The 25212-nt window shown below is 63.1% G+C and carries 17 protein-coding genes; 7 read left to right on the forward strand and 10 right to left on the reverse strand.

Going from position 1 to position 25212, the window contains the following annotated elements; genetic code table 11:
* The first annotated feature begins 20 nt into the window (after positions 1-20).
* Positions 21-1676, forward strand: a complete 1656-nt coding sequence (locus H8B14_RS13400; RefSeq protein WP_187316146.1) for an amidohydrolase — start codon at positions 21-23, stop codon at positions 1674-1676.
* Between the two features lie 134 nt (positions 1677-1810).
* Here the strand turns inward: H8B14_RS13400 and H8B14_RS13405 are convergent, their stop codons facing one another.
* From H8B14_RS13405 to H8B14_RS13435, 7 genes are all read right to left on the reverse strand, one after another.
* On the reverse strand, positions 1811-2329 hold the full coding sequence (locus H8B14_RS13405; RefSeq protein WP_187316147.1) for a DinB family protein: 519 nt from the start codon (positions 2327-2329) through the stop codon (positions 1811-1813).
* Between the two features lie 126 nt (positions 2330-2455).
* Entirely contained in the window at positions 2456-3844 is a 1389-nt protein-coding gene (locus tag H8B14_RS13410) for an MFS transporter (protein ID WP_187316148.1), read from the reverse strand.
* Positions 3845-3961: 117 nt separating this feature from the next.
* Positions 3962-4555, reverse strand: a complete 594-nt coding sequence (locus tag H8B14_RS13415; protein ID WP_187316149.1) for a nucleotidyltransferase family protein — start codon at positions 4553-4555, stop codon at positions 3962-3964.
* Positions 4556-4707: 152 nt separating this feature from the next.
* Positions 4708-5904: an XdhC family protein gene (locus tag H8B14_RS13420; protein WP_187316150.1), complete on the reverse strand. Its 1197-nt coding sequence runs from the start codon at positions 5902-5904 to the stop codon at positions 4708-4710.
* Between the two features lie 131 nt (positions 5905-6035).
* Entirely contained in the window at positions 6036-8378 is a 2343-nt protein-coding gene (locus H8B14_RS13425; RefSeq protein ID WP_187316151.1) for a xanthine dehydrogenase family protein molybdopterin-binding subunit, read from the reverse strand.
* Positions 8379-8520: 142 nt separating this feature from the next.
* The gene (locus H8B14_RS13430) at positions 8521-9504 is read right to left on the reverse strand and encodes an FAD binding domain-containing protein (protein ID WP_187316152.1); all 984 of its coding nucleotides are present in this window, start codon (positions 9502-9504) and stop codon (positions 8521-8523) included.
* Between the two features lie 113 nt (positions 9505-9617).
* The gene (locus H8B14_RS13435; protein WP_261990013.1) at positions 9618-10262 is read right to left on the reverse strand and encodes a (2Fe-2S)-binding protein; all 645 of its coding nucleotides are present in this window, start codon (positions 10260-10262) and stop codon (positions 9618-9620) included.
* A 453-nt stretch (positions 10263-10715) separates the two neighbouring features.
* Here H8B14_RS13435 and H8B14_RS13440 point away from each other — a divergent pair, with 453 nt between their 5' ends.
* Positions 10716-11267 carry a TetR/AcrR family transcriptional regulator gene (locus tag H8B14_RS13440; RefSeq protein WP_187316153.1) on the forward strand — a complete coding sequence of 184 codons (552 nt, stop codon included), beginning with the start codon at positions 10716-10718 and terminating at the stop codon, positions 11265-11267.
* Between the two features lie 77 nt (positions 11268-11344).
* On the opposite strand, the gene uvrA is transcribed toward H8B14_RS13440, so the two are convergent.
* Positions 11345-13900, reverse strand: a complete 2556-nt coding sequence (gene uvrA / locus H8B14_RS13445; protein ID WP_187316154.1) for an excinuclease ABC subunit UvrA — start codon at positions 13898-13900, stop codon at positions 11345-11347.
* A gap of 162 nt (positions 13901-14062) precedes the next feature.
* Here uvrA and H8B14_RS13450 point away from each other — a divergent pair, with 162 nt between their 5' ends.
* Positions 14063-14482, forward strand: coding sequence for an META domain-containing protein (locus H8B14_RS13450; protein WP_187316155.1), 420 nt, complete (start codon positions 14063-14065; stop codon positions 14480-14482).
* 142 nt (positions 14483-14624) lie between these two features.
* Here the strand turns inward: H8B14_RS13450 and H8B14_RS13455 are convergent, their stop codons facing one another.
* Entirely contained in the window at positions 14625-15287 is a 663-nt protein-coding gene (locus H8B14_RS13455) for a MarR family winged helix-turn-helix transcriptional regulator (protein ID WP_187316156.1), read from the reverse strand.
* A gap of 119 nt (positions 15288-15406) precedes the next feature.
* On the opposite strand from H8B14_RS13455, the gene H8B14_RS13460 reads away from it, so the two are divergent.
* From H8B14_RS13460 to H8B14_RS13475, 4 genes are all read left to right on the forward strand, one after another.
* A complete protein-coding gene (locus tag H8B14_RS13460) occupies positions 15407-17857 on the forward strand; it encodes a TonB-dependent receptor (protein ID WP_187316157.1) in 2451 nt (816 codons plus the stop codon).
* 71 nt (positions 17858-17928) lie between these two features.
* Complete coding sequence (locus H8B14_RS13465) at positions 17929-21267, forward strand: class I SAM-dependent DNA methyltransferase (RefSeq protein WP_187316158.1); 3339 nt, start codon at positions 17929-17931, stop codon at positions 21265-21267.
* A 23-nt stretch (positions 21268-21290) separates the two neighbouring features.
* Positions 21291-22928, forward strand: coding sequence for a T9SS type A sorting domain-containing protein (locus tag H8B14_RS13470; RefSeq protein WP_187316159.1), 1638 nt, complete (start codon positions 21291-21293; stop codon positions 22926-22928).
* A 169-nt stretch (positions 22929-23097) separates the two neighbouring features.
* The gene (locus H8B14_RS13475; protein WP_187316160.1) at positions 23098-24747 is read left to right on the forward strand and encodes an SBBP repeat-containing protein; all 1650 of its coding nucleotides are present in this window, start codon (positions 23098-23100) and stop codon (positions 24745-24747) included.
* Between the two features lie 27 nt (positions 24748-24774).
* Here H8B14_RS13475 and H8B14_RS13480 read toward each other — a convergent pair whose 3' ends face one another.
* Complete coding sequence (locus tag H8B14_RS13480) at positions 24775-25200, reverse strand: BLUF domain-containing protein (protein WP_187316161.1); 426 nt, start codon at positions 25198-25200, stop codon at positions 24775-24777.
* Positions 25201-25212: the final 12 nt, after the last annotated feature.

Raw genomic sequence — 25212 nt, forward strand, 5'->3', positions numbered from 1 at the left:
CGGCGCGTACCTTCGTCGCCATGACCTCAACCCTACGCTTGTCCTGGCTGCTACTGCCACTACTGGGATTTTTCGGCTGCAACACTCCCGCCCGCCAGCCTGCCGACCTCATCGTTTACAATGCCACCGTGTACACCGTTGATTCGGCGTTCAGCAAAGCACAGGCGTTTGCCGTGCAGGATGGCAAGTTTGTGGGCGTGGGCACAGCTGAAGAAATCCGGGCCAAGTACCAAAGCAAGCAGGAAGTGGATGCCCAAGGCCAGTTTATCTACCCCGGCTTCTACGATGCGCACTGCCATTTCTACCGCTACGCCTTGGGTTTGCGCGACGCCGACTTGGTGGGCACCAACTCCTGGCCGGAAGTAATACAAAAACTCCAGCGGCAGCGGCAGCAGTACCCGCAGGCGGCCTGGCTCACGGGCCGCGGCTGGGACCAGAACGACTGGCCCAGCAAGCAGTTTCCTACCAAAGACACTCTCGACGCGCTGTTTCCGAACACGCCCGTATTCATCATCCGGGTGGATGGCCACGCGGCCCTCGTGAACCAGAAGGCCTTGGACCTGGCTGGCGTTACGGCCCGCACACCCATCAGCGGCGGCACGATTACCAGGAATGTGGCGGGCCAGCTCACCGGTCTGCTGGTAGATAATGCCGTGGATCTGGTTTCAGCAAAGATTCCGGAGCCGACGCCTGCCGAAGCCGATGCCGCGCTGCTGCAGGCCCAGAAACTGTGCCTGGCTGTGGGCCTCACTAGCATGGCCGACGCCGGGCTGGATAAGGCCAACATCGACCGGCTGGAAGCGCTGCAACAGGCTGGCAAGCTCAAGGTGCGGCTCTACGCCATGCTCAACCCCACCAAGGCCAACAAAGACTTCTACCTCGAAAACGGCCCGGTACTGCAGGACCGGCTGACCGTCAGTTCCTTCAAGGTATATGCCGATGGAGCATTGGGCTCGCGCGGCGCCTGCCTGGTGGAGCCCTACGCCGACCGACCCAAAGAAACCGGCTTTCTGCTTTCCACTGAAAAGGAATACCGGGCGTTGGCCAAAGAAATTGCGGCCAGCAAATTCCAGATGAATACGCACGCCATCGGCGACTCCGCTAACCGCATTATCCTCGACATTTACGGCGAGGCTTTGAAAGGCCAACAGGACCGGCGCTGGCGCATTGAGCACGCCCAGGTCATTACACCCGCCGACATGCCGAAATTCGGGCAGTACGGCATCGTGCCCTCAGTGCAGCCCACGCACGCCACCTCCGATATGTACTGGGCCGGCGAGCGGCTGGGCAGTAGCCGCCTGAAAACCGCTTACGCCTACGAAGAACTTCGCAAGCAGTACGGCCAGGTAGCCATCGGCTCCGACTTCCCTGTGGAAGATATCAACCCGCTATTCGGCTTTCACTCGGCGGTGGCCCGGCAGGATGCCAAAAATTACCCAGGCAACGGGTTTCAGATGGAAAACGCCCTCAGCCGCCCCGACGCATTACGTGGCATGACCACCTGGGCCGCCCACGCCGCCTTCGAGGACAAGCAGAAAGGCAGCATCCGCCCCGGCATGGCCGCCGACTTCGTGGTGCTGAAAACCGACCTGCTGGAAGCTCCTAAAGAGCAGCTCCGCACCGCCAAAGTCCAGCAAACCTGGATTGCTGGCGAACGGGTGTTTTCAGTAAAGTAAACAGCAGAACGTCATTCAGCGCGAAGAATCTCGCGTGCTGACGTTGCAATGGTAATCCTACAACAGGGCTACTATCACAACATCAGCGCGCGAGATTCTTCGCGCTGAATGACGTTCTGCTTTCTTAATTTCCCTTACCCCCAGCCCTGCTCGTCGGCGGAGGGCCCATACATGGCAGGCAGCGGGATGTCGAGCAGGCGCAGGTACACCGACAGCTGGCCGCGGTGGTGGATGCTGTGGTTGAGGCCCATGATGCGAATAGCGGCACCTTTAGGCCGCTCCATCAGGGTTTGCTCGCCGCGGTGCAGGCGGAAGCTGCCGGTTAACTTCTCGTCGTCGGATTCCTGCAGGGCTTGGCGCAAGCTGGCGCTGTATTGATCGAAGCGTTGCAGCAGTTCCTCGGAGCTAGTGGGCGTAGGGCCGGGTTTGGGGCCGTTGGGGTCGAGGAAGTCGCGGGAGGCGTGCTGCACGAACAGCTGGTTGAACGCCAGCAGGTTCACGACGTGCGTGGCCAGCTGCCACAGCTTCATGCTCTTGGGGTGCGGCGTGAAATCGGCCTGATCATAAGGCACGCGCTCCAGCAGCTTTCGGGTGGTGGCCAGCTCGTGGTCGAGCTCAGCCAGAATGTTCTGTTGGAGAGAGGAAGTGTGCATAAGGAACTGCGGTTTGGGAGGGAGGAAAAAGACCACGAGCACCGGTGCGGCCGGTGCTCGTGGGCAAGTACTGAAACTATTTGGCCGCTTCAAAGAAGCGGTTGGCGGCAAGCCAACTTTGCAGATCTACGCCAGCTTTTTAGCGGGCTCCGCCACGTCATCGCGCAGCTTTTTGCCGCGTAGCCGAAGCAGGAAGATCAGCCCCAGCACGAAGAACACGATGAGCGACAAAATGCTGTTGCGCATGGAGCCCGTTACCTGAGCAATGACGCCGAACACGGCCGTCCCAATCACAATACTGAGCTTCTCAGTGACATCAAAGAAGCTGAAGAAAGCGGCCGTGTTGGGCGTGTTTTCAGGAATAATCTTGGAGTAGGTGGAGCGCGACAGGCTCTGCACCGCGCCCATCGTGAGGCCGATAATGGCCGCCAGCGCGTAGAACGACCAGCCCGCCTGCACGAAGTAGCCGCCGATGCAGATCAGCATCCAGATGAACACCGCCCAACTCAAGGCCCGAGTATTGCCGATGCGCTCCGATAGTTTTGAGAACAGGTAGGCCCCCAGAATGCCCACAATCTGGAGCAGCAGGATAGTTAGAATCAGGGCCGAGCTTTCGAGCTTCAGCTCCTCGTCGCCGAAGATGGTGGCCACGTACATTACCGTCTGCACACCCATGTTGTAGGTGAAGTAGGCCAGCAGGAACCGCTTGAGGTTGGGCAGCTGCTGGAGCTGGTCCCACACTTTGCCCAGCTCGCGGAAGCCGTTGAGCAGCCAGCCCGAATCGTCGGCGGCACCGGCGGGGCGGCCGGGGTCGGCGGGCAGTGCGAAGAAGGCAATCTGGGCGAAACCGGCCCACCAGATGCCGGTGAGCAGGAAGGCCAGCCGGGTGGCAAAGCCCTCTTCCAGCCCGATTTTCTCGTGGCCCATAATCAGCCCAAGGCAAACCAGCAGCAGCAGCACCGAGCCGATGTAGCCCATCGAAAAACCCCGCGCCGACAGCGAATCATACTTTTCCTCGCTGGAAATCAGCGGCAGGTAGGAGTTGTAGAAGACGATGGAGCCCGAAAACCCGATGGTGGCCAGCACGAATACGAAGGTGCTGAGCGTGAGCGTATCGGGCGTGAAGAAGAACAGCGCGGCGCAGGAAAAGGCCCCGAGGTAGCAGAAAATCTGCATGAACAGTTTCTTGCGCCCCGAAAAGTCGGCCAGCGACGTGAGAAACGGGCTGATGATGGCAATGAACAGGAAGGCCGCCGAAATAGCGTAGGTCAGCAGCGAGGAACCGGGTACCTGAAACCCCAGGAAATCCACCGGGCTTTTGCCGCTGTCGGTTTTGGTGATTTCCTTCACCATGGCGCCCCAGTAGATGGGGAAGATGCTGGAGGTAATGACCAGGGGATACACCGAGTTGGCCCAGTCGTAGAACGTCCAGCCGCGGGTGATGCGCTTATCGTCCTTGGGAATGTTCTCGAAGCCCACTTCGGGGGCGGTTACGGCGGCGGTAGCGTCGCTCATAGGGGCAATAGTTGAGGTAGGTTCGGGCAAGATAACGGGAATTCCGCGCGGCCGTTGCCGGGCCTGGATTCTTAACATTGCGGCAGCAGCAGAAAACTGAGCCGAACACCTTATAGGCTACTTCCCCGCCAGCAGCGCCGCGTATTGCTCGGGCGTGTCCACGTCCACGGCGCCCAGCGGAAACGGCACTGCTGCTACCAAGGCCGCGTGCTGGCGCAGCAGTTGCCCCGCTCCTGCCCCGGCCGGCAGCGCCCGCAATAATAGCAGCACCTCAGCAGCGAAGTAGACAGGTACGCCCTGGGTTTCTGCGTACGCTGACGCCACGATGGGCCTGCCGGTGCGGACCTGCGTGTTGCGCAGCGCTGCCAGCAGCGCGGGCGTCACAAAGGGCTGGTCGCAGAGCATGACGGTTACGCCGGCTGAGTCTGGCAGCACGGTTTCGAGAAAACGGAGGCCGGATTGAATAGATGAGCCCATGCCGACGGCCCAGTCGGGGTTATGCACCACCGCTACCGGCAGGCCCACCAGTTCTGGTAGTAGCTCCTGGTGCAGCGCGCCCGTTACCACTACCACCGGCGCGCCTATCGCGGCGGCAATGGCCGTTTCGGCGGCGCGGCGCAGCAACGTCTGGCCGTGAAACTGGAGCAACTGTTTGGGCCGGCCGAGGCGGGAAGAAGAGCCGGCAGCCAGCAGGAGAATGGCGTTGGACATGGGGGTGGTAGGTAGCCGGATGAATGGCTATCCGGCTATAAAGTCGGAGGTCTGAAAAGCAGTAGCGCGAACTTTGTAGTTCGCGTCCCAGCACCATCAGATTCGTTGAATGGCGCGGGGACGCGAACTGCAAAGTTCGCGCTACTATGCGTTTACTCACCAATGGCGCACACAGCATCTACCCGGCCTTCGGGCACCAGTGGGGCATTGCTGTGCAGCGACGGGTGGATAGGATCCGGAGAGTCGCGCAGGAAGCCGGCGGGGCGTTTGGTGAGGACCGCCTGAATTTCGGCCACAATGGACAGGGCAATTTCCTCGGGCGTTTCGGCCCCCAGGTTCAGGCCGATGGGGCTGTGGATGCGGCCCCGCAACTGCTCGGCCGCGTCGGGCGTGGTTTGGGACAGTTCTTCCAGCAGCCGCTCATACTTTTTGCGCGGCCCCAGCAAACCAATATACCGGGCCGAAGCTGCGGGCAACAGATGCTGCAGTACGGCCAGGTCGTAGTAGTAATTATGCGTCATCAGCAGCGCAAAGCTGCCGTCGTGGACCTGCTGGCTTACTTGCGCCAACGGAAGTACGCGCACCTCATCGGCCTCGGGAAAGCGGGCGGGCTGCGCTTGGGCGGGGCGGCCATCGACTACCAGCACACGCCAGCCGAGGCTGGCGGCCAGCCGCACCAGCGGCTGCACATCGTTGCCGGCACCATATACAGTGAGGCGTACGGGTGGACGCAGAATCTCCAGGCTTACGCGCACGGTGCCGGGGCCAGTGGCATAGTGCCGGGTGGCCGGCTGCCCGGCGGCCAGTGCAGTGCGGGCATCAGCCAGGATTGAGGCGTATAAGTCGGCAGCTTCCGGCAGGGTGCCCTGGGCGGTGTTGTCGGAGGTGAGCAGCAGGCGCTGGCCTACGGACACCTCGGAACCCAAACCGGCGGTACTGAACACGGTGGCTACCACGGCGGGCTCTTCCACCCCCTCCGCCCAGTGGCGCAACAGTTCCACGGGGTTGTCGGGATTCTGGAAATCGAGGGGCTCCAGCAGAATCTGCACGATGCCCTGGCAGCCCAGTGCAGCCCCGAATTGCAGGTCGTCGTCAGGGTCGGTGGAATCATAGGTGACGACAGTAGGGCGGCCCTGCTGAATTACGCGGCGGGCCCGTTGGCGGGCGTCGCCTTCGAGGCAGCCGCCGCTGATGGCCCCTGTCAGCTGGCCTTCGTCTGTCACCAGCATACGGGCACCCGGCCGACGATACGCCGAGCCAGCTACATCCACCACGGACGCCAGAGCGCAGGCGCGACCCTCGGCACGGTGGGCGTCGTAGGCAATAAGCAGGCGTTGAAGTTCGGTCATGATAAACAGCAATACGGATAGAGTAATGGCGGCGTTGGCCTGAAACTGTCATTCCGAGCGGAGCGAGAAATCTGAGGTACCCGTTGACGAGTAACCCAGATTTCTCGCTCCGCTCGGAATGACAGTTGCACTTATGCCTGCACTGGCTTTGTCTCCAGCACTTTGTCTGGAGTAATTGGCAGGCTGCGCACTCGTTTGCCGGTGGCGTGGAACACAGCATTGGCTACGGCGGCGGCCACGCCCACCATCGAAATTTCACCGATACCTTTCACACCCATGGCGTTGATGTAGGGGTCTTTTTCATCGATGAACTCCACTGTCATGTCCGGAATATCGGCATTGACGGGAATGTGGTAGTCGGCCAGGGAGGCGTTGGTGTAGCGCGAGTAGTTCTGGTCGCGCACGGTGGTTTCCATCAAGGCCGACCCGATGCCGAAAATGCTACCCCCGATGATCTGGGAACGGGCGGTTTTGGCGTTGAGGATGCGGCCGGCCCCGTGCACGCTCACCCAGCGCGTGACGCGCACGGTGCCCAGCTCAGGGTCTACTTTCACCTCGCAGAAGTGCGCCCCAAAGGAGTGCATGGAATGGTCGCCGGCTTCGTCCTTTTTAGTGGGGTCAGCATTGGCGGCGGCCTGGGCGTCTTCGTATCCGCTGCCGTAGCGGCCCTGGCCGTTGCCTTCAATGTCGGTCATTTCGGCGCGCTTCATGATGGCGGCGAAGTCCTCCCCTTTCTGCGGGTTGTTCTTAAGCTGCAAACGGCCCTGCTTCACCTCCACATCGGCCGCTTTGGCGCGGTACAGCGGCGACTTCTTATCCATCACCGCCACCTTAATCAGCTTCTGCCACACGTCCTGCGCAGCCATGTACACCGACGACGACACTGTGCCAGCCGCTACCGAGCCGCCCGAGTTGGGAGCCGTAGGGAGCTTGGTGTCGCCCAACTCGAACCGCACTTTGTCCACGGGCAGAAACAGGGCGTCGGCTGCTACCTGCGTCATCACGGTGTAGGTGCCGGTGCCTAGGTCGGTTGCGCCCGACTGCACCACGGCGTGTCCATCGGCATAGAGGCGGGCGCGGGCCGTGCCCTGCGAGTTGTGTACCGGGTAGCTGGCCGTGGCCATGCCCCAGCCCACCAGCAGGCGGCCGTCGCGGGTGGCGCCGGCTTTAGGGTTGCGCTTGCTCCAGCCAAACAGCTCGGCCCCACGGGCGTAGCACTGTTTCAGACTTTTGCTGCTCCAGGCCTGGCCGGTGCTGGGGTCCTTCTCAGCGTAGTTGCGCAGCCGGATTTCCAGCGGATCAATGCCCAACTGGTAGGCCAGGTCATCCATCGAGCACTCCAACGCAAACGAGCCGGGTGCTTCGCCGGGTGCCCGCGTGAAAGTGGACGTCATCACGTTGGCGCGGGCCAGCTGGTAGCTGGCCTCGAAATTCTCGCATGCATACAGCAGATTTATAATCTTGCTATTGGGCTCGGCGTAGTTATCCCAGGGCGAAGTAGTGGAGGTCTTTTCGTGAATAAGCGCCGTGAGTTTGCCGTCTTTGGTAGCGCCCAGCTTCAGAGTCTGCTCCTGATCCTCGCGGTGGCCCATACCAGTGAACATCTGTGGGCGGGTGAGTGAGAGTTTCACGGGCCGCCCTACAGCCTTGGCAGCCTGCACCGTCAGGATAGTATGAGGCCAGCTGGACCCTTTGCACCCAAAGCCGCCGCCGAGGTACTTGGTCACGACGCGCACCTGCTCCGCCGAAAGGCCCAGCATGGTGCTCACTGCCTTTTGAGTGCGCGTCACGCCTTGCGTGGCGTCGTAGATGGTAAGGCGGTCGGGGGCTTCCCAATGAGCCGTAGTGGCCCCGGGCTCCATAGGGTTGTGGTGGTTGATAGCGTGCGTGTAGGTGTGCGTAAGCTGCACAGGAGCCGCTGCAAAGGCCTGCTGCGGATTGCCGCGCACCGTATGAGCCGGCGTTTTGCCATCCTGCACTTTGGTTGGGTCAAACAGCTTGGCCTGCGGATCTTCGTAAGAAGCAATCGGCTTTTCGGCGGCCACCTGCACCTTCAGCAGGGCGGCGGCGTACTGGGCCCGTTCCAGCGTGTCGGCCACCACAATGGCTACGGGCTGGCCGGCGTAGTGAATCTGGTCGGAGGTTAGCGGCATGAAACCCATCGGGGCACCGATGGCCTTTTTGCCTTCTGCGTCGTTGGGCGTTTTGGCCAGCTTCGGCAGGTTCTGGTGGGTCAGAATGGCCAGCACGCCGGGTTGCTTCAGAGCAGCCGCAGTATCAAAACCAGTGATACGACCCTTGGCGACATCACTGGTTTTGAGCACAGCGTGCACCAGACCAGGCAATTGGTTGAACTCAGCCGAATATTTGGCTTTACCCGTGACTTTATCCCGCCCGTCCACGCGGTTCAGCGGTTTGCCTACGGCGCCGGCTTTTGGGTTGGTATCAAAGAAAGTTGGTTCTGCGGTATCCATAGTGGTGCTTGGTGCTAGGCCTTGTTCGAATAGAACGTCATGCAGAGCGCAGCGAAGCATCTCGCGTGCTGAGGTTGTACTGGTGACTTGACGTCAGCACGCGAGATGCTTCGCTGCGCTCTGCATGACGTTGCTGCGGTGTTTAGCCGGCTACTTTCATCAAGGCCTGCACCAGCGTGTTCTGCGCCAGCTCTACCTTGAAGGCATTTTCCTTGCGGGGTTGCGCCCCGCGCAAAGCAGCCGCGGCAGCAACCCGAAACGTAGCCTCAGTAGCGGGTTTGCCCACGAGCAGCTTCTCGGCTTCGAGGCTGCGCCAAGGCTTTGTACCCACACCGCCCAGCGCCACACGGGCCGAGCGAATGGTACCGCCCTGCACATCCAGCCCCACGGCAGCCGAGGCTAGCGCATAAGCATAAGAAGCCCGCTCCCGCACCTTCAGGTAGGTAGAGCGACGGGCGTGCGTAGCGGCCGGGATGGTCACGGCCACAATCAGCTCGCCAGGCTCCAGTACGGTTTCCTTTTGCGGCGTTTTGCCGGGCAGCAGGTAGAACTCCGTAACGGGCACGCGGCGCTGCTTGCCTTTCTGGTTTTCCAGCGTCAGCACGGCGTCCAGCGCGGCCAGCGCCACTGATAAGTCGCCGGGGTAGGCGGTGGCAATGCAGCTGTCAGAAGTGCCCAGCACGGCCAGATTGTGGTTGTCGCCTTCCAAGGCGGGGCAGCCTGAGCCGGGCACCCGCTTGTTGCACGGAAACGCCGCGTCGCGAAAGTAGCCGCAGCGGGTGCGCTGCAAAATATTGCCCCCGATGCTGGCCATATTGCGCAGCTGCGGTGAGGCTGCCAGTAGCAATGACTCCGAAATGGCCGGGTATTGCTCCAGCACCAGCTTGTTCTCGCCCACGTCGCTCATCCGCTCCATGGCCCCGATACGCAGCCCATCCTTGGTTTGCTCGATGCCTTTGAACGGCAGCGTATTGATGTCCACCAGCTGTGGGTGTTCCACCAGATTGGCCTTCATCATATCCAGCAGCGTAGTGCCGCCGGCAATGTAGGCCGCCTGGGGTTTATCTTTCAGAAGCCCGGTGGCCTCTTTGGCTGAACCAGCCTGCATGTAGCTAAAGTTGTTCATTTTTTCAGTGCTTAGGGCTTAGTGCCTGGTGCTTAGGAATTGATGCGTACTAAGGTTGCGTAGTGCCTGAACCGCTCATTTTCCAGAACGACCTGAGCACTAGGCACCAAGCACTAAGCACCACCCTTCGCTACTTCTCGCACGGCGGCTACAATGTTGGGGTAGGCACCGCAGCGGCAGAGGTTGCCGCTCATCCACTCGCGGGTTTGGTCGTCGGTGCTAGCATGGCCTTCTTTCACGCAGGCCACGCCCGACATAATCTGGCCGGGAGTGCAGTAGCCGCACTGAAAGCCGTCGTGCTTGATAAATGCTTCCTGCATCGGATGGAGGTTGTCGCCCTGAGCCAGGCCCTCAATGGTGGTGATTTCCTTGCCCTGCTGCATCACGGCCAGCGTGAGGCAGGAGTTGATGCGCTTGCCATCGACGTGCACGGTGCAGGCGCCGCACTGGCCATGGTCGCAGCCTTTTTTGGTGCCGGTCAGATCGAGGTACTCGCGCAGGGCGTCGAGCAGCGTCACGCGGGGCTCGGCCTGTATGGTGCGCACCGCGCCGTTGACTTTCAGCTGCAGCGACGTGACGCCCTCCACCGTTTTGGAGTAGGCCGTAAAACGTTCGGCCTGGCTGACAAGCGGTGGCGCCAGCGCTAAGCCCAGGATGCCCCCGGCCTGCTTCATAAATGAGCGACGCGACCCATCATTGGGCTGCGGTTCGGGGGGCGTACCGCCGGCCGGGAAATCGGAAGCAGGAAAATCAGGCATGAGTGGAGGCAAGTAAAACGGGAAGGAGCCAGCCATACGGGCATCGGCGAGGATATGGTCTAAACCACCCCTGTGCCAACTGGTTCAGATCAACGGAAACCTCGGGTCTGCACGTAGCTACTGCGCCGGAACTGGTGCCATACTGTACGTATACCTGAACAGTGGTGTTATGTTGCTACACGAATATTAGGGCGCTCCACGGTAGCCATAGGGGCCGTAGGGGGACAGCAGGACCAACAACCGGCCGTAATGCCCGAATTATGTTCTTAAAAACCCTGGTGTAGCCGCCACAAGTGTTAGCTTGTTGGCGGATAGTTGCGGCCAGTATGCCAGGTATTGCGCCCTACTCTCTATTTTTGGCCTTGCCGGCCAACGCCGGGCCGTTTGCACCTACCTGATTCCGGCATCAGCAGGTACCGGCCGCGGCCTTCGCCCACCTCATCCTTCTGCATTATGAAAAGCTACCAGCGAATTGAGCAAACTGCCTTGCAGCTGTTTGCCGATCGGGGCTACGACCATACCTCCACGGCACTCATTGCCAAAGAAGCCGGCGTTTCGGAGCCACTGATTTTCAAGTATTTCCAAAGTAAAGACAAGCTATTCGAGTCTATTATTAAGGACGGCTACAAGCGCATTGTGGAGGCCAACCGCGGCATGCTCACCGAAGACGACGCCTCAGCGCTGGTGCAGAAGGTCATCGATCTGCCCTATAAGCTGGTGCGGGAAGAGCGGGCGTTCTGGACGCTGCAGGACAAGGCCTTCGACAAAGAAGTGGTGCAGAAGCACTTCCAGAAGTTTATGCTGCCCGTGTACGCGCTGCTCAACAAGGCCTTCATCGACCTGGGCTATGCGCAGCCGGACCTGGCCACCTACCACCTCACGCTGCTGGTACAGGCGCTGTGGCGCCAGCTGCTGCACGAAGAAGACGCCGAGATGCTGAACCGCCTCAACACCTACATCAAGCGCATCTATACGCACCCCGGCCTGGCCGACCTGCACCAATAGCTGCTGCCTGAACGCACAAAAACGGCCGCTTCCTGACAGTCAGGACGCGGCCGTTTTTGTGTGGTGCCAGTTCGCAATCAGGGCCGGAACCGCGCCAGGTAGGGTGCCGTGCGGCTCTTTTTGGACTTCGCTACCTCGGCGGGCGGACCGGCTATTACCACCTGGCCGCCTTCGTCGCCGGCGCCGGGACCCATGTCGAGCACCCAGTCGGAGGCGGCCACCACGCGCATGTCGTGCTCCACCACGATGACCGTGTTGCCGGCCTCCACGAGGCGGTTGAGCTGGGCGAGCAGGCGCACCACGTCGGCGGGGTGCAGGCCGGTGGTGGGCTCATCGAGGATGTAGAGCGACTGGCCGCGCTGGGCTTTTTGCAGCTCCGTGGCCAGTTTGATGCGCTGGGCTTCGCCGCCGCTAAGCTCGGTAGCAGGCTGGCCCAGGCGCAGGTAGCCAAGGCCCACTTCGCGCAGCACCGTGAGGGCGCGCTGCACGGTGGGCTCGTCCTGGAAGAACTCCCAGGCGGCATCCACGGTCAAACCCAGCACCTCGGCAATGTTCTTGTCGCGGTACATGATTTCCAGGGTCTGGGCATTGTAGCGGGCGCCGTGGCAGACGGGGCATGGCGCGTACACGCTGGGCAGAAACAGCAGCTCCACCATCACAAACCCTTCGCCCTGGCACTTCTCGCAGCGCCCTTTGGCCACGTTGAAGCTAAAGCGGCCGGCATCGTAGCGGCGCTTGCGGGCGGCGGGCGTGGCGGCAAACAGCTTACGCACATGGTCGAATAGGCCGGTGTAGGTGGCCATGTTGGAGCGCGGCGTGCGGCCAATCGGCTTCTGATCCACGCGCACCAGCCGCTTGATATTTTCCAGGCCACTCACAATGCGGCCACCAGTTGCGGGAGCGGCGGCGCGTTCCAGCGGGTCGGCCGTTTCGTCTTCCTCCGATGACAGTTCGTGGCCTAAGTGCGCGGCCACCAGTTCCACCAGCACCTGACTCACGAGACTGGACTTGCCGGAGCCCGACACACCCGTAACGGTAGTGAGCACGCCCAGCGGAAACTCCACGTCGAGGCCGTCGAGGTTGTTGCGTTGGACACCGGTTAGCTGCAGCCAGCCCTGCGGCGTGCGGGGCACGGCGGCCGGGGCTGTGGCAGGCGCCGGATACAGAAAGTGCCGCGTTTGCGAGGCTTCCACATCTGCCAACCCTGCTGGCGGGCCGCTGTAGAGGATTTCGCCGCCTAACTCGCCGGCGCCGGGCCCAACATCAACCAGCCAGTCGGCCTGACGCACCACGTCGAGGTTGTGCTCTACTACGAACAGCGAGTTGCCAGCCCGGCGCAAGCTGGCCAATGCCGAGAGCAGGGCTTCGGTATCGGAAGGATGCAGGCCGGCCGAGGGCTCATCAAGCACATACACCACCCCAAACAGGTTGGAATACAGCTGCGTGGCCAGCCGCAGCCGCTGCAGCTCGCCCGGCGACAACGTGGGCGTGCTGCGCTCCAACGACAGGTAGCCGAGGCCCAGATCCAGCAGCACTTCCAGGCGGGCGCACAAATCCTGCGCGATGCGGTGGGCTACTTCGGCCTGCTCGGGGTGCTCGGCATCGTGGGTTTGGCGGGCGACGGTACCGCGGGCGTAGGGCTCCAGCAGCGCCGCCACACGCTTCAGCGGCAAACCGGAAAAGTCGGCAATATCGAGGTCGGCAAAGCGCACGGCCAGCGCCTCACGCCGCAGCCGCTTGCCGTGGCAGGTGGGGCATTCGGTGCTGAGCATGTACTGCAAGGCGCGCTTTTTCATCAGCGGGCTTTGGGTGGTGGCAAACGTGTGCAGCACATGGCGCCGGACGCTACTGAACGTGCCCATATAGTTCGGCGGCTCGCGGCGCTTCACGGCCCGCTGGGTTTCCTGGGGCGAGTAGCCGGGGTACACGGGCACCACGGGCTGCTCCTCGGTGAACAGAATCCAGTCGCGCTGCTTCTGGGGCAGGTCCTGCCAGGGCACATCCACGTCGTAGCCCAGCGTCACGAGGATGTCGCGCTGGTTCTGGCCGCCCCAGGCCTGGGGCCACGCCGCAATGGCCCGCTCCCGGATGGTAAGCGTGGGGTCGGGCACCATGCTCTGTTCCGTTACTTTGTACACGCGGCCCAGGCCGTGGCAGGTGGGGCAGGCACCTTCGGGCGTGTTGGCCGAGAAGCCTTCGGCGTACACGATGCTTTGCCCGGCCGGGTAGTCGCCGGCCCGCGAGTAGAGCATGCGCACTAGGTTGGACAGCGTGGTGACGGAGCCCACCGACGAGCGGGTGGTGGGTGTGCCGCGCTGCTGCTGCAGGGCCACAGCCGGCGGCAACCCTTCAATGGCATCCACCTCGGGCACGGCCATCTGGTGGAACAACCGCCGCGCGTACGGCGACACCGACTCCAGGTAGCGGCGCTGGGCTTCGGCGTAGAGCGTGCCGAAGGCCAGGCTGCTTTTGCCGGAGCCCGACACGCCGGTAAACACCACCAGCGCATCGCGCGGAATATCTACGCTGACGTTTTTGAGGTTGTGCTCCCGGGCGCCGCGCACGCGCACGTAGCCAGCTTTGGGGTCGGGAGTGGCAGCAGAAGGGTCGGCAGAGGAAGTGGGACGGGCCATGCAGGCAGAGCGGAATAGATGAACCCGGTATACCACGCCGGCCCGGCTGGGGTTCGGCAATTACCTTCCAGGTGGCCGTATACCGTTGCCTGCAACTTTCTTGCTTAATCCGGCCTCCCGTGGTTAGCCTCGCTTTTGTCCACGCTCAGCTCCTTTATTGTCATGCGAAATTCTATCCTATTAGTCAGTGCGTTAACCCTGCTCGGCAGCTGCAAGAAGGAAGACGACAGCTCTCCTATCCAGAGTACCCGCTGGATGCTGGTGCAGGTGGAAGGCACCCCCATTGCAGTATCCAGCTACTCCCCTACTTACAGGTCTTATATCCAGTTCAACGCCGACAGCAAAACGGCAGGTCTGGCACCGTGCAATTCGTTTGGCGGAACCTACACTTTGGGTAGCAGCAACCAGCTCAGCGTAAGCGCACAGGCGTCTACCCGGGCCACTTGCGCCGCGCAAAACCTCGAAGACCGCTACCTGAATGCCTTGCCGCGCACGGTGCGCTATGAGCTTAGCGGCCAGGAGCTACGCCTGTTTGATGCTGGCACCGCCACACCCATCCTCGTTTTTCGGGCCGCAGAGTAGCACCGCGGCATTGATGCAGAAGTACAGCGTAGTAGCGCGAACTTTGTAGTTCGCGTCTCCGCGCAAGTTGCTCGTTCTGAAGCGCGAACTACAATGCTCGCGCTACTGTCGCACGGTTCTGAAAACTGTCAGCTCCACTGCTCTAGGTTGATTCCGGCTTCGGCAGCCACTGCAGCAACTCCTGGAAGCCGGCCGGCCGGTTGGCGTAGATGGGCTGGTGAAACGCATCGAGCTTCTGGAGCAGATAGAGTAGCTGCGCCCGCTCCGGCGCGGTCAGGTTGCCGGCAATAAGCTGGGAGGCTTGCTCCATGCGCCCAAACACCTCGAACAGCACGCCCTGCCCTGTCTCCGTGATGGTGAGCAGCTTGCTGCGCCGGTCGGTGGCGTGGGGCTGCTCTTGCACCAGCCCGCGGGCCAGCAGCCGCTTAATTACCTCGTTGCCGCTGGGCTTTTCGTGGACATTGCGGGCAATTAGCTCGGTTTTGGAGAGGGGCTGGTGGCCGAGTACAGTGGCCAGATAGGCGAAATCGTCGGGGGTGAGCAAGGGTGTGCCGGCCAGGCCCTGCCGGATATAGGAGCGGGCGTAGCGGGTAAGAAAGAGGAGCAGCTTGCCGATTTCCGCTTCCGGCGTCATGCCCGGCACCGACAAGGGCGCGCTTGGGCCCCGCGCTGCTTTGGGCGCAGCCGTGTGGCCGTGCAGCCAGGCTGCAAAGGTTTTTATATCAGCCGGCGCACTTCCAGTTGGGCGCAGGCGCTCAAATTCCTCTGCCTGCTCCAACAGCTCTTTGAGTAATGAGTAATTCATGGTTGGCAAGATAACACCGGCAACGACTGCAAAGTTGAATTAAAAAATACTTTCTAGTTTTAAAACATATCAATGTGCAGTAAGTTTGTCTGATATCATCCACAAGCTGCCTTCGCCTTATGCGACACGTCTATTTGCTTCTGCTGCTACTCCTGCTAAGTAGCGCTACTCTGGCGCAAAGCACCGGCATACTCAGCGGCACCATCCGCGACCGGGCCACGCAACAGCTGCTGCCGGGCGTGACGGTGGCATTAGAAGGCACCAGCCTAGGCACCGCCACCGATGAGCAGGGCCGGTTTCGGCTCGCCGACATTCCAACGGGCAGCTACAACGTGCGCGTGTCGTTTGTAGGTTATGAGCCGCTGCTGCGCGCCAACGTGGTTATTACCAGCGGCAACGCCAACATCGTGAGTCTGCAGCTGGCGCCCGCGGCGCAGGCGTTGGGCGAGGTGCAGGTGACAGCCAGCCGCGCCATTCGGGTAGCTACGGCCGAAACGCCGCTGAGCGTGCAGCGCCTCAACGTGGAAGAAATCAAGAGCAACCCGGGCGGCAACTTCGACATCTCGAAGGTGGTGCAGGTGTTGCCCGGCGTGGGTGGCGGCGGCACGGGCGGCACCGCCGGCTTCCGCAACGACATCATCATCCGGGGCGGCGCACCCAACGAAAACGTGTACTACCTCGACGGCATTGAGGTGCCCGTCATCAACCACTTTCAGACGCAGGGCAGCGCGGGCGGGCCGGCCGGCATGCTCAACGTGAGCTTTATTGAGGACGTGACGCTGAGCACCTCGGCCTTTGAGGCGCGCTACGACAACACGCTCAGCAGCGTGCTACAGTTCCGGCAGCGCGACGGCAACCCCGACCGAATCCAGGGCAACGTGCGTTTGAGCGGCACCGAAGTGGCCGGTACGCTGGAAGGGCCGCTAGCCAAAAACACCACGTTTCTGGCCTCGGTGCGGCGCTCCTACCTGCAGGTGCTGTTCAAGCTGATTGACTTGCCCATCCGGCCCGACTACTGGGACTCACAGTTTAAAATCACCACCAAGCTCGGCCCCAAAACCACGCTCACGGCACTGGGCCTCGGCGCGCTGGACCACTTCGAGGTGGCCGTGCCGCGCAAGTCCACGCCCGAAAACACCTACACCATCCGCAACACGCCCACCATCGACCAATGGAACTACACGGTAGGCGTGAGCTTGCGGCAGCTGCTGGAGCGCGGCTACCTCAACCTAGCCCTCAGCCGCACCCAGCTCAGCAACCAGGCCGACTTCTTTGAGGGCGGCGCCGAGTTTGCGGGCGACGAAAGCCGGCGCGTGTTCCAGACCCGCTCCGGCGAGGTGGAAAACAAGCTCCGCCTCGACATCAACCGCAGCCTGGGCAAGTGGCAGTACAGCTACGGGGCCGTGGGCCAGCTCATCAGCTACGACAACCGCTACTTCAACCGCCTGCGCCAGGCTGTGCTCAACCCCGATGGCTCGGTGCAGCAGCCGGCCGTGAACGTGCAGTTTCAGAGCGACCTGCAGTTTGCCCGCTTCGGAGCCTTTGCGCAGGTTACGCGGCCCTTCCTGACCGACGACCGGCTGACGCTGTCGGCGGGGGTGCGCACGGATGGCAACTCGTTTACCGAGGGCGGGGCCAACCTGCTGCGCACTGTGTCGCCGCGGGTGTCGGCGTCGTATGTGCTGGCGTCGCGCTGGAACCTGAACGCCAGCATCGGGCGCTACTACAAGATTCCGCCGTCCACGCTGCTGGGCTTCCGCGACGCCGCCGGCCAGCTCGTGAACAAGCCGAACCGCTACATTGGCAGCACGCACTACGTGGCAGGGCTGGAGTTTCTGCCCAGCGCCAGCCGCCGCTTCACGGTGGAAGGCTTCTGGAAGCAGTACGACCACTACCCGGTGAACACGCGCGACGGTATCAGTCTGGCCAACCTGGGCGGCGACTTTGTGGCCCTCGGCAACGAGGCCGTGACCAGCACCGGCCGCGGCCGGGCCTTCGGGGGCGAGTTTTTCTTTCAGCAGAAGCTCACCCGCAACCTGTTTGCCGTAACGTCCTACACGCTGTTCCGCAGCGAGTTTACGGGCCTCGATGGCCGCTACAAACCGTCGGCCTGGGACACGCGCCATCTGGCCTCGGTGCTGCTGGGGCGAAAATTCGGACGGGGCTGGGAGCTGGGCGCTAAGTACCGGCTGGCCGGCGGCGCCCCCTACACGCCCTTCGACGACGCCGCTTCGCAGCAGAATTACCTCACCATCGGGCAGGGCGTGCTCGACTACGGCCGCCTGAATACGTTGCGCCTCGGCACATTCCAGCAGCTGGATCTGCGCCTCGACAAGAAAATCAACCTGCGCCGCCTCACCTTCGACCTCTACGTGGACGTGCAGAACGTGCTGGCCCTCAAGGCTGCCGCGGCCCCCAGCTACACCTTCCAGCGCACCCCCGACAACGCCGACTTCGTGAGCACCGACGGCCAGCCGCTGCGCCCCGACGGCTCCAACGCCGTGCCCTTCCTGCTCGATAATAACAGCGGCACCGTGCTGCCGACAATTGGGTTTATCGTGGAGTTTTAGGGGGTGAGGCCCCATAAGACGACTACTGCCTATCTTCCCCGCCCGATTTCTACCTCTCTATCCTACTCCGAGTGACTTACCCCGACTTCGCCGCCCGCTGGCGCAACTCCGGCGGCGCCGAGCGTGCCAACTACGGCCTCTTCCTGCAAGACCTCTGCGACCTGCTGGGCGTGCCCCGGCCCGACCCCACCACCGACCAACCCGCCCAGGACCAGTACGTGCTGGAGCGCGCCGTGCAGTTCAACGACGGCGCCAAGAAAAGCACTGGCCGCATCGACCTGTACAAGCGCGGCTGCTTTATCCTGGAAACCAAGCAGGGCACCGACTCGCCCGACTCCCAGCAGAAGGCCGAGAAGTCGGACCGCGCCGAGCTGGGGCTGGCGGCCGAGAAGCGCCGCAAGGGCCACGCCCTGCGCAACTCCGTGAAGTGGGAGCAGATGATGCAGGCCGCCCGCCAGCAGGCGCTGGGCTACGTGCGCGCCCTGCCGCCCGACGAGCCCCGGCCCCTGTTCGTGCTGGTGGTGGACGTGGGCTACTGCATTGACGTGTACTCGAACTTCGCCGGCGTCGGCGACTCCTTCGTGCCCTTCCCCGACCAGGCCCGCTTCCGGCTGCCGCTGGCGGCGCTGGCCGACGAGGACACCCGCACGCTGCTGCGCGGCATCTGGGAGGCACCGCGCGAGCTGGACCCCAGCCGCCGCGCCGCCCGCGTCACGCGGGAGCTGGCCGGCTACCTGGCCGGCGTGAGTGCCCAGCTGGAACGGGCCGGGCACGCGCCCGAGGTGGTGGCCCAGTTCCTGATGCGCTGCCTGTTCACGATGTTCTCGGAGGACGTGGGGCTGATTCCCAAAACCAGCTTCACGGGCATGCTGCGCACCTACTCCACCCCCGAGATGCGCGAGTTTCTGCCCGATGCCCTCAGCACGCTCTGGCATACGATGGACACCGGCGGCTTCTCGCCCGACCTGAAGGCGCGGGTGCGGCGCTTCAACGGCAAGCTCTTCCACGACGCCACCGCCCTGCCCCTCACCCCCGACCAGATGGCCCTGCTGCTCAAAGCCGCCGAAGCCGACTGGACCGAGGTGGAGCCCGCCATCTTCGGCACCCTCCTGGAGCGCGCCCTCGACCCCAAGGAGCGCCACAGCCTGGGCGCCCACTACACCCCGCGCCGCTACGTGGAGCGCCTGGTGCTGCCCACCGTGCTCGAACCCCTGCGCCGGGAGTGGACCGCCGCCCAGGCCGCCAGCGCCCGCCGCCTCGACGAAGGCCAGCCCAAGGACGCCCGCCAGGAGCTGGTGCGCTTCCTCACCCGCCTCACCTCGCTGCGCATCCTGGACCCGGCCTGCGGCTCCGGCAACTTCCTCTACGTCACGCTGGAGCACCTCAAGCGGCTGGAGGGCGAGGTGCTGGCTGCCATCAACGCCTTTGGGCAAACCGGCCTGCTCGACCTCGGTGGGGGCACCACCGTCTCGCCCCGGCAGCTGCTGGGTTTGGAGCTGAACCCGCGCGCCGCCGCCATTGCCGACGTGGTGCTGCGCATCGGCTACCTGCAGTGGCACCTGCGCACCCACGGCATCACCCAGCTCGCGGAGCCCCTGCTGGACGAGTACCAGAACATCCGCCAACAGGACGCGGTGTTGACGTATGACGAAGGCTTTCTGAACGCCAAGCCTACTGTTTGGCCTGAAGCTGATTTCATTATTGGCAATCCTCCTTTTGTGGGCGACAAAGCCATGCGCGGCGCTTTAGGCGGTGACTACGTGGACGCTTTGCGCAAAACCTACAAAGGCGTAGTGCCTGAATCCGCAGACTTGGTCATGTACTGGTGGGAAAAGGCTGCCGAAATCGTACGGCAGAACAAGGCCGAATCCTTTGGCTTTATCACCACTAATTCCATTACCCAAACCTTCAACCGCCGCCTGATTCAGCGGCATCTGGACGCTACGCCACCGCTTGCTCTAACCTATGCTATTGCCGACCATCCGTGGGTTGACAGTGCGCAAGGCGCCGCCGTGCGCATCGCCATGAGCGTCGGCCGTGTTGATTCAACAATGGGCAAGCTTGTAAGGGTAACCAGTGAAGTAGCTACGGATGAAGATGATGCACATGCCGTAGAACTAACGGAAGTGGAAGGCACTATCAACGCCGATTTTACGGTAGGAGCTGATGTAAATAGCGCTAAGTTGCTTGCCGCAACTGCCCGACTCAGTTCACAAGGCATGACACTTGTAGGTGGCGGGTTCATAATTACTAAGCCAGAAGCTGAATCTTTAGGCTTGGGCCGTATTCCTAACATTGATAAGCACATTCGTCCTTACTTGAACGGGCGTGACTTGGCACAACGGCCCCGTGGAGCATGGGTGATTGATTTATTTGGCCTAGAGGAGAACGAAATAATTGCCAATTACCCAGAAGTCTACCAGCACGTATTCGAGAAGGTTAAGCCTGAAAGGCAGCTAAATAACCGAGCCACTTATCGAACCAAGTGGTGGGTTTTTGCAGAAGCTCGTTCGCAAATGCGCCAGTCACTTGCGGGGCTGACTAGATACATTGCTACACCCCGTACAGCTCGTCATCGAATCTTCTCGTTCGTGGAAGCTGAATATGTATCAGATGCCAAATTAGTGGCTATTGGGCTTGATGATGCATATTTCTTGGGTGTCCTTTCAAGTGGAATTCATACACTGTGGGCAGCTGCCACAGGAGGTTGGCTAGGCGTAGGTAACGACTCGACTTACAACCACAGTGAGTGTTTTTCTAAATTCCCCTTCCCCGCCGCCACGCCCGCGCAGCAGGCCCGCATCCGCGAGCTGGCTGAACAGCTCGACGCCCACCGCAAACGCCAGCAGGCCCAGCACCCCACGCTCACCCTCACCGACCTCTACAACGTGGTGGAGAAGCTGCGCGCCAACCAGCCCTTGTCGGCTAAAGACCAGATCGTGAACCAGCAGGGCCTCGCCTCCGTGGTCCTCAGCCTGCACCAGCAGCTCGACGCCGCCGTAGCCGAGGCCTACGCCTGGCCCGCCAACCTGCCCGACGCCGAGATTCTGACGCGCCTCGTGCGCCTCAACCACGAGCGTGCCCAGGAAGAAAAAGCCGGCCACGTCCGCTACCTGCGCCCCGCCTACCAGGCCCCCAATCAGCAGCAAGCCACCCTGGCTTTGCCCACCGAAGCTGCCGCCGCAGCCGGTAGCGCCCTGGCTGCCGGTCCGCAAGCATGGCCCACCGAGCTGGCCCAGCAGATGCAGGCCCTGCGCGACGCCCTGCAGCAAGCCGCGCAGCCGCTCACGGCCACGCAGGTAGCCGCCGGCTTCAAGCGCCTCAAGCCCGAGAAAGTGGAGCCGCTGCTCGCTACTTTAGCGGCCCTAAGCCTGATTCGCCTCACCCCAGAAGGCTCCTACGCTGCCTGACGGTTCTTTATGTTCTGCTATTGATGAAGCTTCTTTACGCCTCCCTACTCCTGCTGCTAAGCGCAGCTGCCGTCCCGGCTCAAGCTCAGAACGCCCGCGTCTGGACCGGCGTGCGCGCCCTGGGCCCCGGCACCCAGTCCATGACCCACGCTGTGGTCGATGTGGCCGGCAACTTCTACGAAGTCGGCAACTTTACCTCCCCCACCGTGGTCGACGGCGTGACGCTCACCCCCCGGGGCGGCAAAGACAGCTACCTGGCCAAGTACACTCCGCAGGGCACGCTGGCCTGGCTACGGCAGCTGGGCACCACCACCGAAGACGGAGCCGCGGATGTGGCCGTCGACGCGGCCGGCAATGTCTACGTGGTGGGCTTCACCCGCGGCACCCTCGACCTGGGCAACGGCGTCGTGCTGCCCGTCGATGGCCTTACTCAGGGCTTTGTGGCCCGCTATTCTCCGCAGGGCACCGCCAGCTGGGTAGTGGGCTGCCGGGTGGCAGGCAGCGCCACCGGCTCGGCCAGCACCGTCGCCGTCGATGGGGCCGGGCAGGTCTACGTCAGCGGCCTCTACCGGGGCACCTTCACGGTGGGCAGCGCCACCCTCACGGCCCCCGACATCTCGGCCTACCTGCTGCGGCTCGCGCCCACGGGGGCCGTGCAGTGGCTCCAGTCGGCCTTCACCTTCGTGCCCGCCGGCTTCACGGCCGCCTATGTGCCCCAGCTGGCCGTGGGCACGGCCGGCGATACCTACCTCTGCGTGGCCTCCAACGTGCCCCTGGGTGTGGCTGGCACCACCTACCCCACCAACAGCAGCAGCTTTGATGGCTACGTTATCCGCTACTCAACCCAAGGCACGCCCCAGTGGGTGCGCCAGTACGGCAGCGCCGGCAACGAGAGCCTGAGCCGCACCGCCGTCGACGCGGCCGGCAACCTCTACCTCTGCGGCGCCTTCGCCCAGACCATGCCGTTCGGCTCGTCCACCATCACCACCCAGGGCCGCACCGACTCCTACCTGGTTAAATACTCCCCCACCGGAACGCCCCTGTGGGGCCAGGGCGGGGGCGGCTCCTCCAACGACGACACCTGGGGCCTGGCCGTGGATGCGGCCGGCAATGCCTACCTCACGGGAGCTTTCTACCGCACCGCCCGCTTCGGCTCCCTCATTCTCAGCGGCCCCCTCGACAACTACGAAGCCATGATCGTGGCCTTTGACCCCAACGGCGCCGTGCGCTGGGCCGAGACGCCCCTGGGCGAGGCCCGCACCATCGGCTGGCACCTGGGCCTCGACGGCAGCAACGGCCTGCACCTGCTGGGCCGGGTCAACGGCCTCAGCACCTGGGGCAGCGAGCTTCTCGTCGTACCCGGCACGGATGATGTCACCTTCATTGCCCGCCTCAGCAACGTGCTGCTGCCCACCCGCCCGGCCGCGGCGGCCCGGCCCCTGGCCCTCTACCCCTCGCCCACCCACGACCAGCTACACCTGCCCGCCCTGCCCGCTGGCACCCCCGTGCGGCTGCTCGACGCGCTGGGCCGCCTGGCCCGCGAAACCACCGTGTCGGCCGCCGCCCAGGTATCGGTGCAGGGCCTGCGGCCCGGCCTCTACACGCTACACGCTACCAATTCCCAGGGTCAGCTCGTGGCAGGAAAAGTACTGGTTGAATAGTCCTCCCGCCCGCTTCAAGCGCCTCAAGCCCGAGAAGGTGGCGCCGCTACTGGCTACGCTGACCGCCCTGAACCTGGTGCGCCAAACGCCGGAAGGGGGCTTTGCGGTTTAACGCTTCCTGCTTTTCTTCGCGCTGCAAAACCTTGATTTCCTCCCACCTTCCTGTTCGATGACTTCACCTTCTACCCGCACGATTCGCCGCATTGCCAGCGCGCTGGCAGGCCTGTGTCTGAGCATGCCAGCCGTGGCCCAAACGCCCCCGAGCTGGGTTAACGCCCGTGTCGTGGGGGCCGGTACCTCTTCGCTCGGCGGTTCGGCCGTGGACGCCGCCGGCAACACCTACGAAGCCGGCAGCTTCTCCACGCCCACCTTCGTGCTGGATGGCGTCACGCTCACCAACCAGGGCGGCAACGGAGATGCCTACCTGGCCAAGTACGCCGCCAACGGCGCCCTGCTCTGGGTGCGCCAGATTGGCTCTACGGGCCTGGATACGGGCCTCGACGTAGCCCTTGACGCGGCCGGCAACGCCTACGTGACAGGCTTTGCCGGGGGGCCGCTGGAGCTCGGCAACGGCGTTTCGCTGCCCGGCAACACCAGCCGCACGTACGTAGTCCGCTACTCGCCCCAGGGCACGCCCCAATGGGGCAAGGAAAGCGCAAACTTTGGCAGTGGCAGCGGCATTGGCACTGATGCTTCCGGCGCGGTGTATGTAGCTGGCAGCTTCTCCCGCACTGTCTCGTTTGACGGGGCCACTACCACCACGCCCAACAACAGCTTTGGGGTGTACCTGGCGCGCTTTTCGGCCGCAACCGGAGAGGTTCAGTCCCTGACGACGGCCTACCACTTCGAGGTGGCCGGCACCGGTACCGCCTCGTATCAGCTGCCCAAGCTGGCCAAGGCCCCGGCCGGTGACCTGTATATACTGAACACGTTCAGCCAGCTGCCGGTGGTGGGCAACACCAGACTTACCAGCCGCGGGGCCACCGACGTGCTGGTGGCGCGGTTTACCACGCAGGGCAGTTTGGTGTGGGTGCAGCAGCTCGGCGGCCCTTCCACTGACTTCGTGAACGACGGGGCCGTGGACGCGGCCGGCAACGTGTATGCTACCGGCACCTTCACCGGCGCGGCCACCTTCGGCACCACCACTTTGCCCGGCGCCGGCGACATTGATGGCTATGTAGTTAAGTATGCGCCGCAGGGCATTATGGAGTGGGTGCTGCCCCTGGCCGGCCCCGGCCCCGATGGCTTCGGCAGTCTGAGCGTGGATGCGGCGGGCAACCCTTACGTGGCCGGCAACTACAGTGCCGGGGCGCAGTTCGCCGATGCTTCGCTCCCCAACGCCGGCAGCCGCGACCTGCTGGTGGCGGCCCTCACGCCCCAGGGCCAGCTCCGCTGGAAGCAGCAGGCCGGTGGCCCCGGCTTCGATTCGGCTTCGCACCTGGGGTTGAGCGCCAACGGCGACCTGCACCTCATCGGGCGGTTTGCCAATGCCTGCGTGGTCGGGCCGTTTACCCTGAACACCTCCGCCGCTTTCGAAACCTTCCTGGCGCGCTTGAGCAGCTCGACGCTGGCCACGCAGGCCGCCCAGCCGCTGGCGCTGGCCTTCTACCCCAACCCCGCCACCGACCAGCTGCACCTGCCTACTCTGGCCGCGGGCACGCCCATTCAGCTCGTGGATGCCCTGGGCCGCGTAGCCCGCACGGCGGTTGTTGCGCCTGCCACACCAGTATCGGTGCGGGGCCTGGCGCCCGGCCTCTACACGCTGCGCGCCACTGATGCGCAGGGCCGGCATCTGGCCGGACGGGTGGTAGTGGAGTAGCGCCGGCCGGTCTGGCGGCGGCCCCGGTTAGTGGGCCGCTTCGCCCACAGTGGCCCGCAGCATAGCGTACAGCAGGTTGTCGGCGGCGCTCAGGCCGGTGGGCAGGTTGTGCATCATCTCGGCAGGTGTGGCGTACCCAGCTGCAGACAGCAGCATTTCTGCGGCCACCGTGTCAAAGGCCATCGACCAGTTGCCGAAGCTGCGGTGTGGAATGTCTTTGTCTGCCAGCTTCATCACGCCCGTATGCCGGGCGTCGGTTTCCACCTTGTCATACAGCGCCTGCACAACAGCCGACTCACCTTCCATAATCTGCATAAACTGTCCGCCGCCATATACCAACGCTCCCGTCACGCCCAGGCGCTCGTTGTTGCGGCGGCACTGCTCCAGAAGCAGCGTCAGGTCGTCGTCGCTCATGGGCTGCGTGGCGCTACTCAGGTAGATGATGTGGTGCATGAACGGGTTGGT

The sequence above is a fragment of the Hymenobacter puniceus genome, from assembly GCF_014333525.1.
Lineage (GTDB): Bacteria > Bacteroidota > Bacteroidia > Cytophagales > Hymenobacteraceae > Hymenobacter.

Coding starts and splice junctions, on each gene's coding strand:
- H8B14_RS13475 (WP_187316160.1), top strand. CDS start 23,098: ATGACTTCACCTTCTACCCGCACGATTCGCCGCATTGCCAGCGCGCTG.
- H8B14_RS13480 (WP_187316161.1), bottom strand. CDS start 25,200: ATGCACCACATCATCTACCTGAGTAGCGCCACGCAGCCCATGAGCGAC.
- H8B14_RS13470 (WP_187316159.1), top strand. CDS start 21,291: ATGAAGCTTCTTTACGCCTCCCTACTCCTGCTGCTAAGCGCAGCTGCC.
- H8B14_RS13450 (WP_187316155.1), top strand. CDS start 14,063: ATGCGAAATTCTATCCTATTAGTCAGTGCGTTAACCCTGCTCGGCAGC.
- uvrA (WP_187316154.1), bottom strand. CDS start 13,900: ATGGCCCGTCCCACTTCCTCTGCCGACCCTTCTGCTGCCACTCCCGAC.
- H8B14_RS13400 (WP_187316146.1), top strand. CDS start 21: ATGACCTCAACCCTACGCTTGTCCTGGCTGCTACTGCCACTACTGGGA.
- H8B14_RS13455 (WP_187316156.1), bottom strand. CDS start 15,287: ATGAATTACTCATTACTCAAAGAGCTGTTGGAGCAGGCAGAGGAATTT.
- H8B14_RS13405 (WP_187316147.1), bottom strand. CDS start 2,329: ATGCACACTTCCTCTCTCCAACAGAACATTCTGGCTGAGCTCGACCAC.
- H8B14_RS13440 (WP_187316153.1), top strand. CDS start 10,716: ATGAAAAGCTACCAGCGAATTGAGCAAACTGCCTTGCAGCTGTTTGCC.
- H8B14_RS13415 (WP_187316149.1), bottom strand. CDS start 4,555: ATGTCCAACGCCATTCTCCTGCTGGCTGCCGGCTCTTCTTCCCGCCTC.
- H8B14_RS13435 (WP_261990013.1), bottom strand. CDS start 10,262: ATGCCTGATTTTCCTGCTTCCGATTTCCCGGCCGGCGGTACGCCCCCC.
- H8B14_RS13460 (WP_187316157.1), top strand. CDS start 15,407: ATGCGACACGTCTATTTGCTTCTGCTGCTACTCCTGCTAAGTAGCGCT.
- H8B14_RS13425 (WP_187316151.1), bottom strand. CDS start 8,378: ATGGATACCGCAGAACCAACTTTCTTTGATACCAACCCAAAAGCCGGC.
- H8B14_RS13430 (WP_187316152.1), bottom strand. CDS start 9,504: ATGAACAACTTTAGCTACATGCAGGCTGGTTCAGCCAAAGAGGCCACC.
- H8B14_RS13410 (WP_187316148.1), bottom strand. CDS start 3,844: ATGAGCGACGCTACCGCCGCCGTAACCGCCCCCGAAGTGGGCTTCGAG.
- H8B14_RS13420 (WP_187316150.1), bottom strand. CDS start 5,904: ATGACCGAACTTCAACGCCTGCTTATTGCCTACGACGCCCACCGTGCC.